Annotated in this window: 10 protein-coding genes and 1 tRNA gene; 1 reads left to right on the forward strand and 10 read right to left on the reverse strand. The window is 68.4% G+C overall.

All coding sequences use genetic code 11. The features are described from left to right. Positions 1–107: 107 nt before the first annotated feature. Positions 108–878 (reverse strand): hypothetical protein, encoded by a 771-nt coding sequence (locus K4L06_RS19350; protein WP_221672943.1) that lies wholly within the window; start codon positions 876–878, stop codon positions 108–110. 199 nt (positions 879–1,077) lie between these two features. Between K4L06_RS19350 and K4L06_RS19355 the strand changes: the two genes are divergently transcribed. Continuing rightward, positions 1,078–1,719, forward strand: a complete 642-nt coding sequence (locus K4L06_RS19355; protein ID WP_221672944.1) for a hypothetical protein — start codon at positions 1,078–1,080, stop codon at positions 1,717–1,719. Positions 1,720–1,828: 109 nt separating this feature from the next. Here K4L06_RS19355 and pnp read toward each other — a convergent pair whose 3' ends face one another. The 9 genes from pnp to nuoN all read right to left on the reverse strand — a co-directional run bounded on the left by pnp (position 1,829) and on the right by nuoN (position 13,606). Continuing rightward, entirely contained in the window at positions 1,829–3,937 is a 2,109-nt protein-coding gene (gene pnp / locus K4L06_RS19360; RefSeq protein ID WP_221672945.1) for a polyribonucleotide nucleotidyltransferase, read from the reverse strand. Between the two features lie 259 nt (positions 3,938–4,196). Next, entirely contained in the window at positions 4,197–4,457 is a 261-nt protein-coding gene (gene rpsO / locus K4L06_RS19365) for a 30S ribosomal protein S15 (protein WP_221672946.1), read from the reverse strand. Positions 4,458–4,721: 264 nt separating this feature from the next. Beyond that, positions 4,722–5,654: a tRNA pseudouridine(55) synthase TruB gene (truB, locus tag K4L06_RS19370; protein ID WP_255595291.1), complete on the reverse strand. Its 933-nt coding sequence runs from the start codon at positions 5,652–5,654 to the stop codon at positions 4,722–4,724. A gap of 203 nt (positions 5,655–5,857) precedes the next feature. Continuing rightward, complete coding sequence (gene rbfA / locus K4L06_RS19375; RefSeq protein ID WP_221672948.1) at positions 5,858–6,244, reverse strand: 30S ribosome-binding factor RbfA; 387 nt, start codon at positions 6,242–6,244, stop codon at positions 5,858–5,860. Positions 6,245–6,418: 174 nt separating this feature from the next. Continuing rightward, entirely contained in the window at positions 6,419–9,043 is a 2,625-nt protein-coding gene (gene infB / locus K4L06_RS19380) for a translation initiation factor IF-2 (RefSeq protein ID WP_221672949.1), read from the reverse strand. A gap of 222 nt (positions 9,044–9,265) precedes the next feature. Further along, positions 9,266–10,753 carry a transcription termination factor NusA gene (gene nusA, locus K4L06_RS19385; protein ID WP_221672950.1) on the reverse strand — a complete coding sequence of 496 codons (1,488 nt, stop codon included), beginning with the start codon at positions 10,751–10,753 and terminating at the stop codon, positions 9,266–9,268. Positions 10,754–10,837: 84 nt separating this feature from the next. Next, positions 10,838–11,425 (reverse strand): ribosome maturation factor RimP, encoded by a 588-nt coding sequence (gene rimP / locus K4L06_RS19390; protein ID WP_221672951.1) that lies wholly within the window; start codon positions 11,423–11,425, stop codon positions 10,838–10,840. A 306-nt stretch (positions 11,426–11,731) separates the two neighbouring features. Further along, positions 11,732–11,808 (reverse strand) — tRNA-Met (locus tag K4L06_RS19395). 352 nt (positions 11,809–12,160) lie between these two features. Then, complete coding sequence (nuoN, locus tag K4L06_RS19400) at positions 12,161–13,606, reverse strand: NADH-quinone oxidoreductase subunit NuoN (protein ID WP_221672952.1); 1,446 nt, start codon at positions 13,604–13,606, stop codon at positions 12,161–12,163. Between the last annotated feature and the right edge of the window lie 32 nt (positions 13,607–13,638).

Consider the following 13,638-nt stretch of genomic DNA (forward strand, 5'->3'; position numbering starts at 1 on the left):
AACGCGGTCCGACCAAGCCCGATCGAAACGGCACGATCAAGGCGGCACGATCGAGGCGGCACGATCGAAGCGGCGCGCTCGAAACCGGCGCGTTCGTATCGGCGCGCTCAGCGCGGAGTTCGGCGCGCCTCGCCCAGGGTCGCGGCCGGCGCACCCTTGCCAGGTGTCCAGCCCTGCAGGGAAAAGTCGTCCGGCAGCGGCGCGGACGGCGGCTGCAGGCGCACGCGCGCAGCGATCCGCATCCCCACCGGCGCCAGTTCGGCCAGCCGCGCGGCGCGATCCTCGCTGGTGCTGAGGGTCGCGAACTGCCCGCTCGGGTCCGGCGCTTGCGCGGGTTCGGGGCGGGTCACGGTCGCGGTCTTGACGATCTCGACGGCGTAGCTCGCATCCGGCTCGGCCTGGATCCGCACCCGATACTGCTCCTGGCCGTAAGCCCAATCGGTGCTGGCGGTCCGCTCCAGGCTCGCGCCGGGCGCGGGCCAGCGCGCATCCCGGTCGAGCAGCATGCCCAGCCACAGCAGCGGCGGCGCCGCGACCAGGCCGACATAAGCCGCCGGATCCTCCGGCATCGGTCCCGGCGCCGCGCCTTTGACGAAACGGCGGCCGTTACCGAGCAACAGCACCTCGAGCCGCTGTCCGCCGTTGTCGATCTCGACCCGGGTCTCGTCGCCGGCATGACGCTCCACCCGGCCCAGATAGTCCGCATCGCCGGTGCCGCTGCTGCGGGTTTCGATCCAGCTTAGGCATTCGACCACCTGGTCGATGCGCGCGCAGTCGCGCGCCGCATCGGCGCTGTCCGCAGCGGCCGCGCGCGCCTGCGCCGCAGGCCAGCCGCAGCACGCCGCCGCCAGCCAGCCCGCCAACAACGAAGCTCTCACCGACCGTGTCCTCATGACTCCATGCTCCCTGTCCGCGCAAGCCGGCCAGTATAGGTCGCGGCGCGCGGCGCAAGGTTTTCACAGCGCGGCGTTCACTGCAGGGTTTTCACATCCGGGCGAGGCCCGCGTTTGCAGCCATGAGCGCAGCCTTGCTTCCGCGCAATGCCGCGCCGCCCTCGTCCACCGCACAGGCCGCGCCGTGAGCCATTCCCTGCCCGAACCATCGCTCGATATCGGCCGCTTTTCGCTGGACCTGCATCCCCATGTATCGCAACCGGCGCCGAACGGCCCGCAGCCCGGCCTCGTCTACGGCGCCGATTTCAAGGTCGGCTACACGCCGGCGCTGGCGCGCAATCCGCTCGGGCTGATCCAGCTGGTGTTTCCGCAGACCAAGCGTTTCGAGCATACGAACCTCTACGCCTGGAACGTCGACAAGCGCGCTCCCGACACCGGCCAGAGCCTGCTGATGGCCCGCTGCCTGTACGGCAGCGATGACGGCGACTCGACGGCCGGCGGCCAACGACGCCGGCTGGGCGCGGACCAATGCTGGCTGGCGGCCGCGCCGCGCGAAACCTGCAAGAGCATCGCCGCGGCGGTGGTTCCTACCGCGACCCTGACCAAGTTCGCCCAGTACGCCGTCGATCTGGTCACCGGCAAGATCGCCAATGCCGGCATGCTCTGGGGCTACTACGTGCTGCCGCCGGGCGGGGCCGGGCAACCCTACGCGATGCAGGTGCAGCCGCCGCAGGAGACGCGCCTGCGCAGCAACAACGAGCACCTCAGCGCCCTCGCCGGCTTTCTCGGCGTCCCGACCGCCGAGGTCAGGAGCCACATCGACTGAGCGACAGGCGCCGGCCGACGTGCGCGTTGCCGACCCGCCGGCGCGACGCGGACAAAAGAAAAGCGGGCCGAAGCCCGCTTTTCTCCGATCGCTGCGATGCGCGGGCCGATTACTCGGCGGCCACGCCCTCGCCTTCTTCCACGGCCTTCATCGACAGGCGGATGCGGCCCTGCTTGTCGACTTCCAGCACCTTGACCTTGACCAGGTCGCCTTCCTTGAGCTTGTCGCTGACCTTCTCGACGCGCTCGTTGGAGATCTGCGAGACGTGGACCAGACCGTCCTTGCCCGGCAGGATGGTCACGAAGGCGCCGAAGTCCATGATCTTGGCGACCTTGCCTTCGTAGATGCGGCCCGGCTCGACGTCGGACACGATCTGGTCGATGCGCGCCTTCGCGGCCTGGGCGGCGGCGGCATTGACCGAGGCGATGACGATGGTGCCGTCGTCCTGGATGTCGATCTGGGTGCCGGTTTCCTTGGTGATGGCCTGGATGGTCGAACCGCCCTTGCCGATCACTTCGCGGATCTTGTCCGGGTGGATCTTCATCGTCAGCAGGCGCGGCGCGTACTCGCTCAGCTCGCCGCGCGGCGCGGTGATGGCGTTGGCCATCTCGCCGAGGATGTGCAGGCGGCCGGCCTGGGCCTGGGCCAGGGCGACCTTCATGATCTCTTCGGTGATGCCCTGGATCTTGATGTCCATCTGCAGCGCCGAGATGCCTTCGGCGGTGCCGGCGACCTTGAAGTCCATGTCGCCGAGGTGATCCTCGTCGCCCAGGATGTCGGACAGGACGACGAAGTTGTCGCCTTCCTTGACCAGGCCCATCGCGATGCCGGCGACCGGCGCCTTGATCGGCACGCCGGCGTCCATCAGCGCCAGCGAGCTGCCGCAGACCGAAGCCATCGAGGACGAACCGTTCGACTCGGTGATTTCCGAGACCACGCGGATGGTGTACGGGAACTCTTCCATGGTCGGCATCACCGCCAGCACGCCGCGCTTGGCGAGGCGGCCGTGGCCGATTTCGCGGCGCTTGGGCGCGCCGAAGCGGCCGCATTCGCCGACCGAGTACGGCGGGAAGTTGTAATGGAACAGGAAGTGTTCCTTGTACTCGCCCGAGACGGCGTCGATGATCTGGCCGTCGCGCGCGGTGCCGAGGGTGGCGACCACGATCGCCTGGGTCTCGCCGCGGGTGAACAGCGAGGAGCCGTGGGTGCGCGGCAGCACGCCGACCTTGGAGGCGATCGGGCGCACGGTGTCGAGCGCGCGGCCGTCGATGCGGACCTTGGTGGTCAGCACCGAGCTGCGCATGGTCTGGTACTCGAGCTCGCCGAATTCCTTCGACAGGTCGGCGCCGTTCCAACCGTCGGCTTCGGCGCGGCCGGCCAGCGAAGCCAGCACGTCCTTCTTGATCGCGCCGATCGCGTCGCGGCGCTGCAGCTTGTCGCGCACCTGGAAGGCCTCGGCCAGCTGGCCGCCGACCGCTTCCTTCAGCGCCGAGATCATGGCGTCGTTCTTGGCCGGAGCTTCCCAGCTCGACGGCTTGGTGCCGGCTTCCACGACCAGTTCGTTGATCGCGTTGATGACCTTCTGCATCTCGCGATGGCCGAACATCACCGCGCCGAGCATGACCTCTTCGGACAGCATCTTGGCTTCGGATTCGACCATCAGCACCGCGTTCGAGGTGCCGGCGACGACCAGTTCCAGCTCGGAATCGGCCAGTTCGGTCGCGGTCGGGTTGAGCAGGTACTGGCCGTTCTTGTAACCGACCTTGGCCGCGCCGATCGGGCCCTGGAACGGCGTGCCGGCCAGCGCCAGCGCGGCCGAGGCGCCGATCAGCGCCGGGATGTCGCCGTCGACTTCCGGGTTCAGCGACATCACCGTGGCGATGATCTGAACTTCGTTCTTGTAGTCTTCCGGGAACAGCGGACGGATCGGACGGTCGATCAGGCGCGAGATCAGCGTTTCCTTCTCGGTCGCGCGGCCTTCACGCTTGAAGAAGCCGCCCGGGATGCGACCGCCGGCGTAGAACTTCTCCTGGTAATCCACGGTCAGCGGGAAGAAGTCCTGGCCCTCGCGCGCGCTCTTCGCTGCGACGGCGCTCACCAGCAGTACGGTGTCGTCCATCTTCACGATGACGGCGCCGCTGGCCTGACGGGCGACTTCGCCGGTCTCCAGGGTCACCTGATGGTTGCCGTACTGGAAGGTCTTGGTAATTTTTGCCACGTTGGGTTCCTTCGGTATCTATGCGTTCCGGTCGGAGCCCTTGCTCCGCTCCGGTCGGCCGCCGGCGCAGCGACCTGAGGATGGTTGTGTTTCGCGCGCGCTCCGGCGCTGCATCGCACGTGGCCCGAGGGCCGGTCCAGTTCGGCGGTCGCGCTCGCGTACCGTCGCTGGCGGCGCTGCCTCCTGCATCGCCCGGCGGAGCTTTCGTGCCCGCCAAAACAAACCGCGGCGCATCGCTGCGCCGCGGTTGGGTGTCCGGTTAGCGGCGCAGACCGAGCTTCTCGATCAGGGCCTTGTAGCGCTCGCCGTCTTTGCGCTTCAGATAGTCCAGCAGGCTGCGACGGCGGTTGACCATCATCAGCAGGCCGCGGCGGCTGTGGTGATCCTGCTTGTGCTGCTTGAAGTGACCGGTCAGCAGTTCGATGCGGGCGGTCAGCAGGGCGACCTGGACTTCCGGCGAACCGGTGTCGTTGGCGCCGCGCTTGTTATCTTCGATGATCTTGTTGGTGTCGATCGACATGACGATTTCTCTTTAGATGCGCGGCCCGCAGAAGCGAATCGGTCGCGGCCCGAGGCCGTCCCGACGCACCGCTTGGCCCGCCGTTTGCTGAAGTAAGGAAAGCCGTTCTCGCGATCTCCGCGGCGCGTGCGCCGGGAAGTGCTTGAAAAGCGGCGGGATTGTAACAGCCCGGAAGCACGAATGCGACCCGCGGGCCAATCGGCGGGCAAGAAGCTTGCCCTGTTCAGTTTTCCGCGCCGAACCGTCGCGCCACGCCGTGGCGGCTCAACCGCCCTGCGCGGCCCAGCGGAACAGCCGTTGCGGCTGCAACCGGCCCTCGCCCTGGCGCAGGCCCAGGCCGAGGCAGCGCCCGGCCTCGCCGAACACCGCGACCAGGCCCGGCTCGCCGGCCTCGCAGGCCACCGCCTGACCGCGGCCCAGGCGCTGCGCCGCGGCCGCGTCCAGTTCGACCCGGCCGAACCCGCTGAGCCCGGCCTCGATCGGCAGCAGGCAGGCGTCCAGCGCCCGGTCGCCGCCCTGCCCGGCCAGCTCGCGCAGTTGCTCCAAGGTGGTCATCTGCGGCTGCAGGAAGGGCTCGACCCACAGCCGGCGCAGGCTGGCGACATGCGCGCCGCAGCCCAGGGCCTCGCCGAGGTCGCGCACCAGGCTGCGCACGTAGGTGCCCGAGCCGCATTCCACATGCAGATGCAGGCGCGGGCCGTCGCGGCCGGTCAGGCTCAGCGACTGCACCGCCACCTCGCGTTCGGGCGCCTCGATCGCCTCGCCGCGGCGGGCCTTGGCGTACAGCGGCTCGCCGCCCTGCTTGAGCGCGGAATAGATCGGCGCGCGCTGGCGGATGATGCCGCGCAGCGGCGCCAGCGCGGCCTCGATCGCCGCATCGTCGAACTCCGGCACCGGCCGTTCGCGCAGCGGCGCGCCGTCGGCGTCGTCGCTGTCGGTGGTCAGGCCGAGCACGGCGGTGGTGGTGTAGGCCTTGCGCGCGCCGAGCAACAGGCCGGCGATCTTGGTCGCCTCGCCGAAGCACAGCGGCAGCAGTCCGGTGGCCAACGGGTCCAAGCTGCCGGTGTGGCCGCCCTTCTCCGCGCGGAACAGGTGTCGCGCCTGCTGCAGGGCCTGGTTCGAGCTCAGGCCCTGTGGTTTGTCGAGCAGCAGGATGCCGTCGACCGTGCGCCATTGGCGTTTACGCGTGGTGTTCAAGCAGGGCGTCCGGGTTCGAAGTTCGCAGCCGCGCAGGCCGCAAGGCGGATGGCCGAATGCTCCCATATTGCGCGGCCCGCGGCGCGTGAAGCGACGCGCGCCGACCGGCGGTCGGCATCGCGCGCGACGGCCGGACCGGCCATGGGATCTGGGTTGGGTCCCGCAGCGGCGGGCGGACCGGAGCGGACCGCCCGGACGACGGCTCAGCCGGCCTTGCCGCTGCCGTCGCTGTCGTCGCCCTCGGCCGGCGGCAGGTCGCGCAACAGGATGTTGATGCGTTCGCCGCGGTCGACCGAGTCGTCGTAATGGAAGTGCAGCTCCGGCACGTGGCGCAGCTTCATCGCCCGGCCGAGCTGGTAGCGCAGTTCGCGCGCCAGTTCCTTGAGCGCCTTGACCGCCTCGGCGGCGCGCTCGCTCTGCAACGCGGTCACGAACACCTTGGCGTGGGCCAGGTCGCGGCTGATTTCGACATCGGACACGCTGACCGACGGCAGGCCGTGCTCGCGCACGGCCTCGTGCACCAGCGTCCCGAGCTCGCGGCGGAGCTGGGCGGAAACGCGATCGGTGCGGTGGAACGATTTGCTTGGCATTTGTACGGGAATCGAGAATGGGGAGTCGGGAATCGGTGAAAGCAAGACCGATAGGCCTGGATGCTTCGCGAAGATTCCCGACTCCCGGCCTTACGGAGAGTCGGTGGACCGGAGAGGAACCGATCGCCCGGAATCGCTCTGGCGATTCCCGACTCCCGATTCCCCATTCCCGGCTTACAGCGTGCGCTGCACCTCGATGCGCTCGAAGCACTCGATCTGGTCGCCCGGCTTGACGTCGTTGTACTGCTTGACGCCGATGCCGCACTCGGTGCCGTTGCGCACTTCGTCGACGTTCTCCTTGAAGCGGCGCAGCGATTCCAGCTCGCCCTCGAAGATGACCGCGTTGTCGCGCAGCACGCGGATCGGCTTGCTGCGCTTGACCACGCCTTCCACGACCATGCAGCCGGCGACCGCGCCGAACTTCGAGCTGCGGAACACGTCGCGCACTTCGGCGATGCCGATGATCTCTTCGCGGATCTCGACGCCGAGGATGCCCGAAGCGACCTGCTTCACCTGGTCGATCACGTCATAGATGATCGAGAAGTAGCGCAGGTCGACGCCGTTGGACTCGATGATGCGGCGGGCCGAGGCGTCGGCGCGGACGTTGAAGCCGATCACCGTGGCCTTGGCGGTGGCCGCGGCGTTGGCGTCGGACTCGGTGATGCCGCCGACGCCCGAGCTGATCACGTTGATCCGGATCTGGTCGTTGGACAGCGCCACCAGCGCCTGGCGCAGCGCTTCCACCGAACCCTGCACGTCGGCCTTGACCACCAGGTTGAGGCTCAGCTGGCCCTCGCCCTTGCCCATCTGGGCCATGATGTCTTCCATGCGGTTGCCGGCCTGGGCGACCAGGCGCGACTCGCGGCGCTTGGCGTCGCGCTGCTGCGCCACGTCCTTGGCCAGGCGCTCGTCGTCGACGACCACGAAGTCGTCGCCGGCGTCGGGCACGCCCGACAGGCCCAGCACCTGCACCGGGATCGACGGACCGGCGCTCTCGACCTGCTTGCCGGTTTCGTCGAACAGGGCGCGGACGCGGCCGTAATGCACGCCGCACACCAGGTAATCGCCCTTCTTGAGCTGGCCCTGCTGGACCAGCACGGTCGCGACCGGGCCGCGGCCCTTGTCGAGCGCGGATTCGATCACCGTACCGGTGGCGCGGCCGGTCGGCACCGCCTGCAGTTCCAGCACTTCGGCCTGCAGCGAGATCGCGTCGAGCAGATCGTCCACGCCGGCGCCGGTCTTGGCCGACAGCTCGACCATCTGGGTCTCGCCGCCGAAATCCTCGGCCACGACTTCTTCGCCGAGCAGTTCGTTCTTGACCCGCAGCGGATCGGCGTCGGACTTGTCGATCTTGTTGATCGCCACGATCAGCGGCACGCCGGCCGCCTTGGCGTGCTGCACCGCTTCCTTGGTCTGCGGCATGACGCCGTCGTCGGCGGCGACCACCAGCACGACGATGTCGGTCAGCTTGGCGCCGCGCGCGCGCATCGAGGTGAAGGCGGCGTGGCCCGGGGTGTCGAGGAAGCTGATCACGCCCTTCGCCGTTTCGACGTGGTAGGCGCCGATGTGCTGGGTGATGCCGCCGGCTTCGCCCGAGGCGACCTTGGTCCGGCGGATGTAGTCCAGCAGCGAGGTCTTGCCGTGGTCGACGTGGCCCATGATCGTGACCACCGGCGGACGCGCGGACTTCTCGCCCTGCGTCTCTTCGACGTGTGCGATCAGCGCGTCCTCGGCGTCGTTGGCGTTGGCCTTGATCACGGTGTGGCCGAGTTCTTCGGTCACCAGCGATGCGGTGTCGTGATCGATGGACTGGTTGATGGTCGCCATGACGCCCATCTTGAACAGCGCCTTGACCACGTCGCCGCCCTTCAGCGCGAGCTTCTGCGCCAGGTCGGCCACGGTGATGGTGTCGCCGATCGCGACTTCGCGCACGATCGGCGCGGTCGGACGCGAGAAGCCGTGCTGGCCGCCGCCGGAGCGCGACTGCTCGGAGTGGCGGCGCGGCTGCGGCTTGGACTTGCCGCGCGAGCTGCTGCTGCGGCGGGCGCGGTCGGAGGCGCTGAGGTGCAGCTGGCCGGCGAAGCGGTTGGCCGCATCGTCGTCCTCGACCCCGGCGACCATCGCGTGCGAGCCGCGGGTCTTGTGGCGCGCGGCGCTGTTGCGGTCGTCGGCGCGCGGCGCGACGGCCGGGGCCGGCTTGGGATGGCCGTGGCCGTGGGTGGCCGGGGGCTTGCGCGCCGGCTCTTGCTCGTCGGCCGGCGCGGCCGCGCTGGCGTCGGCGAGCTTGCTCCGCGCCTCTTCCTCGGCCTTGGCCTTGGCGGCGTCCTCGGCGACCTGGCGCGCGGCTTCGGCGGCCTCGGCGCGGCGGCGGTCGCTGTCGGCCAGGCGCTGCTGCTCGGCCAGGTTGCGCTGCTTGGATTCTTCGAGCTTGCGCAGGATCTCCGCGCGCTCGTCGTCTTCCGACACGGCCGAACCGGCCTCGTTCGGCTTGACCAAGGTCACCTTCTTGCGCACCACCACGTCGACCGTGGTGCGGTTCTTGCCGCCGCCGACGGTGATTTCCTGCTTGCGGCTGCGGTTGAGGGTGATCTTCTTCGCCGCCTCGTCCGCGTCGGCCGGCTTGTCGGCCTTGCCGTGGGAGCGCTTGAGGAAGCCGAGCAGCTTGACTTTTTCGATGCTGGTCACGACCTGGTCGGGGCCGCTGAACTTCATGCCGGCCTCGGCCAGCTGTTCCAGCAACTTCTCGACCGGCGTGTTCACCAGTTCGGCCAGCTTGCGGATGGTGGTTTGCTGCGACATTCGGTTTTTCCGTGTCCTCGTGGCGCGGGACGGATCCCGCGCGTGATGGCGCCATTCTAGCTCCGCGCGCGCCGCACGACCGGCTCGCGCAGGCCGTCTTGGCCTGCCCGCGGACCGGGCCATGCCCGATCCTGCGAATCCGCCCCCGGCCGGGCCGGTGGCGGGGTGCCGCAAGACGCTCCCCGGAGCCTCTTGCGGCGGTATTTACCTCGACTCGCTAATTCACTCGAACCAGTGCTTGCGCGCTTCCATGATCAGGGCCTTGGCCCGCTCCTCGTCCACGCCCTCGATGTCGGTCAGCTCGTCGGTGGCCAGGTCGGCCAGGTCGTCGCGGGTGACCACGCCGCGCGAGGCGAGCGTGAAGGCCAGCGCCTCGTCCATGCCGTCCAGCGACAACAGGTCGGCGGCGGGCTGGTGCTCGTCGAGCTCCTCTTCCGCGGCCAGGGCCTCGTTGAGCAGGGCGTCGCGGGCGCGGGCGCGCAGTTCCTCGACGATGTCCTCGTCGAAGCCCTCCACCGCGAGCAGCTCGCCGACCGGCACGTAGGCGATTTCCTCGACCGTGCTGAAGCCTTCCGAGACCAGGATGCCGGCGATTTCCTCGTCGACCTCGAGCTTGTCCTGGAACAGCTGGCGCGCCGAGGCCTGTTCGGCTTCGGACTTGGCGGTGACCTGGTCCTGGGTCATGACGTTGAGCTGCCAGCCCGACAGGCGGCTGGCCAGGCGCACGTTCTGGCCGCCCTTGCCGATCGCCTGGGCCAGACGGTCCTCGGCCACGGCCAGGTCCATCGAATGCTTTTCTTCGTCGACGATGATCGACTGCACTTCCGCCGGCGCCATCGCGTTGATCACGAACTGGGCCGGGTTGTCCGACCACAGCACGATGTCCACGCGCTCGCCGTTGAGCTCGTTCGACACCGCCTGCACGCGCGAACCGCGCATGCCGATGCAGGCGCCGATCGGATCGGTGCGGTTGTCGTGGGCGAGCACGGCGATCTTGGCGCGGTCGCCCGGATCGCGCGCGCAGGCCTTGATCGAGACCAGGCCCTGGCCGACTTCCGGCACTTCGAGCTTGAACAGCTCCATCATGAATTCCGGCGCGGCGCGGCTGATGAACAGCTGCGGGCCGCGCGGCTCGGTGCGCACGTCCTGCAGGTAGCCGCGGACACGGTCGCCGGCGCGCAGCACGTCGCGCGGGATGCCCTTGTCCTTGGGGATGATCGCCTCGGCGTTGCCGCCCAGGTCGACGTAGATGTTGCCGCGCTCCACCCGCTTGACGATACCGGTGACCAGCTCGCCGACCCGGTCCTTCCAGGCGTCGACGACCTGCGCGCGCTCGGCTTCGCGCACGCGCTGCACGATCACCTGCTTGGCGGCCTGGGCGGCGATGCGGCCGAACTCGGGGTTTTCGATCTGCTCTTCGATGTAGTCGCCGACCTCGACGCCCTCGACTTCGTCGACCGCGTCCATCAGGCGGATCTGCCGGTCGGGCGACTCCATGACCACGTCGTCGGCCACCACTTCCATGCGGCGGAAAGTCTCGTAGTTGCCGTCCTTCTGGTCGATGGACACGCGCACCAGCACGTCCTCGTCGTGGTAGCGCTTCTTCGCGGCCGACGCCAACGCGGCTTCGATGGCCTCGAAGATGACCTCGCGCGGCACGCCCTTTTCGTTGGCGACCGCATCCACCACCAGCAACAGTTCCTTGCTCATTTCGTCACTCCGCACGGGTCGGCGTTCCGCCGCCGGCTATTCGGGTTGGTATTCGGCTGGAAGCGCCCGGCGCTCCCATGTTCGTCACTTCTTCTTCGAGGCGTCCTGCTTCGAAGCCTTGTCCTTGGCCGGCTTGCCGCGGCTCGGGCTGCCCTTGCTCGGGGCGAAGCCCAGCGCGGCCCAGTCCGGCACGATCCGGCCCTTGTCGATGTTCGAAAACGGCACCGCGAAGCGCACGCCGTCGATCGCGAACGCGACCTGCTCGCCTTCCACGCCGAGGATCTCCCCCTGCAGGCGGCGACGGCCCTCGTGCGGCAGCTTGAGCCCGACCTTGACGGTCTGCCCGGCGAAACGGCGGTAGTGCTCGAGCGTGAACAACGGCCGGTCGATACCCGGCGAGGACACTTCCAGGGTGTAGTTGCCGCTGATCGGGTCCTCGACGTCGAGCTGCGCCGACACTTCGCGGCTGACCGCCTCGCAGTCTTCGATGCTCACCGAGCGCGGTTCCTCGCCTTCCGGCGTGGCGTCGACTTCGGCCGCCGGCACGTCGATGTACAGGCGCAGGGTCGCGCTGCCCGGCGCAGGCAGGTATTCGATGCCGAGCAACTCCACGCCCAGCGACTCGATGGTCGGGGCGAGCATTGCGGCGATTTGGCTGGCCTTGTCCGTCACGCGCCGGAACTCCCTATGTTGCGATTGCCAAGAGGTGCGACTGGTACGACCAATCTTTGGATACGCGAAGCTTGTGTACGCGAAACGGTATATCGCGGGGCCCTGCGGCGCGTCGCGCCGCGAACCGCATCGCGTCCCGGATTACGGAAACCCGGATTACGGAAACGCAGAAACGACAAAGGGCCCGTTGGGCCCCTTGTCCGTTACCGCTGGATTTCGGCGTGGCCGCGCGAGCAGAGCGCAACCACAAAGCCCGAGCCTTAGCCGAAAAGAAAGCCTCATCGGAGGCATTCCCTCAGCCGAAGCTGGTAGCGGGGGCAGGATTTGAACCTGCGACCTTCGGGTTATGAGCCCGACGAGCTGCCAGACTGCTCCACCCCGCATCAGGCCGACCATGATAGCGGTCGACATCACTTCCTGCAAGCCTCCGATCTCGATTCGGGATCTTCCGCTTGCCCTGCGTTCCGTCGTCGTTGCCGACTGCGTCTCGCAGGAACGCAATAATAAGGCGGTTTCAAAATTATTCAAGCCTTATTACGCGGCGAATGCATTTTGATGGATTCGGGCAAGCTCGGGACTCGGGACTCGGGACTCGGACTTGGACTTGGACCTAAAGCGCGACACCGCAGCGACCCACTCCAATCCCCTACCCCGCCTTTCGAGTCCCGAGTCCCGAGTCCCAAAAAAGCGAAAGGGCCGCGAAGCGGCCCTCTCGTCGCGCCTGCGGCAAACGCCTCAGGCCTGGAAGGCGCGCAGGCACCAGTCCATGATCGGGTTCCAGGCGATGCCCAGCGCCAGCAAGCCCAGGGCATTGACGCCGAACACCACACGCAGCGGACGGTCGTCGCTCGGCGCCGGCATCTTGCCGTCCGGCTCGTCGAAGTACATGGCCTTGATCACGCGCAGGTAGTAGAAGGCGCCGACCACCGCGAACACGATGCCGACGATCGCCAGCCACAGCATGTCGCCGTGCAGCGCGGCCTTGAGCACCGCCAGCTTGGCCCAGAAGCCCAGGAACGGCGGCAGGCCGGCCAGCGAGGCCATCACGCACAGGACCATGCCGGCCATCCACGGGCTGCGTGCGTTGAGGCCCTTGTAGTCGTCGATCTTGTCGGCCTCGAAGCCGCGGCCGGACATGACGATGATCGCGGCGAAGGCCGCGGCCGACATCAGCGAGTAGCTGATCGCATAGAACGCCGCCGCGGCGAAGCCCTGCCCGCCGCCGCCGGCCATGCCGATGAACAGGAAGCCGACGTGGGACACGGTCGAGTACGCGAGCAGGCGCTTGAGATTGGTCTGGACCAGCGCGCTGAGGTTGCCGATCGCCAGCGACAGCACCGCCAGGCCGGCCAGCAGCAGGCGCCAGTGGCCGTCCTGACCGGCCGCGCCGACTTCGAGCAGGCGGTAGGTCATGCCGAACGCCGCCAGCTTCGGCGCCGCGCCGATGAACAGCGTGATCGGGGTCGGCGCGCCCTGGTAGACGTCCGGCAGCCACATGTGGAACGGCGCCGCGCCGAACTTGAAGGCGATGCCGGCGACCACGAACACCACGCCGGTGATCAGCATCAGCGAGGACGGGCCGACCTGGCCGGCGACCGCGATCTGGTCGAGCATCAGACTGCCGGTGGCGCCGTAGATCAGCGACAGGCCGTACAGCAGCAGGCCCGAGGCCAGCGCGCCGAGAACGAAGTACTTGATCGCCGCTTCCGAGGCCAGCGGGCTGTCGCGGTCCACCGCGACCAGCGCGTAGGAGCACAGCGCCAGCATTTCCAGGCCCAGGTAGACCATCACCAGGCTGCCGGCCGAGACCAGCAGCATCATGCCGGCCAGGGCGAACAGCATCAGCACCGCGACTTCGCCCTTGTACAGGCCGCGCGAGCGCAGGTAGGGCCAGGTGTAGATCAGCGACAGGATGCCGACCACGCCGATGCCGAGCTTGAGCACGTCCGAGGCGGTATCGCGCACGAACATGCCGGCCAGGACCGACCCGTGGCCGCCGACGTCGAAGGCGATCAGCGCGGTGGCGACCGCGACCGTCGCGATCGCGAACACGTGGGAGACGATGCGATTGCGCTCCTCGACGAACAGGTCGAGCATCAACAGCGCGAACGCGCCGAGGATCACCACCAGTTCGGGCAGCAGGGGCATCAGATCGGCGAAGGTCCGTACGGGCATGTTCATTAGTGCATCTCTTGGCGGATCCGGCTCGGTGG

It is taken from the genome of Lysobacter sp. BMK333-48F3, from assembly GCF_019733395.1.
Classification (GTDB): domain Bacteria; phylum Pseudomonadota; class Gammaproteobacteria; order Xanthomonadales; family Xanthomonadaceae; genus Lysobacter.

Coding starts and splice junctions, on each gene's coding strand:
- rpsO (WP_221672946.1), bottom strand. CDS start 4,457: ATGTCGATCGACACCAACAAGATCATCGAAGATAACAAGCGCGGCGCC.
- nusA (WP_221672950.1), bottom strand. CDS start 10,753: ATGAGCAAGGAACTGTTGCTGGTGGTGGATGCGGTCGCCAACGAAAAG.
- nuoN (WP_221672952.1), bottom strand. CDS start 13,606: ATGAACATGCCCGTACGGACCTTCGCCGATCTGATGCCCCTGCTGCCC.
- rbfA (WP_221672948.1), bottom strand. CDS start 6,244: ATGCCAAGCAAATCGTTCCACCGCACCGATCGCGTTTCCGCCCAGCTC.
- infB (WP_221672949.1), bottom strand. CDS start 9,043: ATGTCGCAGCAAACCACCATCCGCAAGCTGGCCGAACTGGTGAACACG.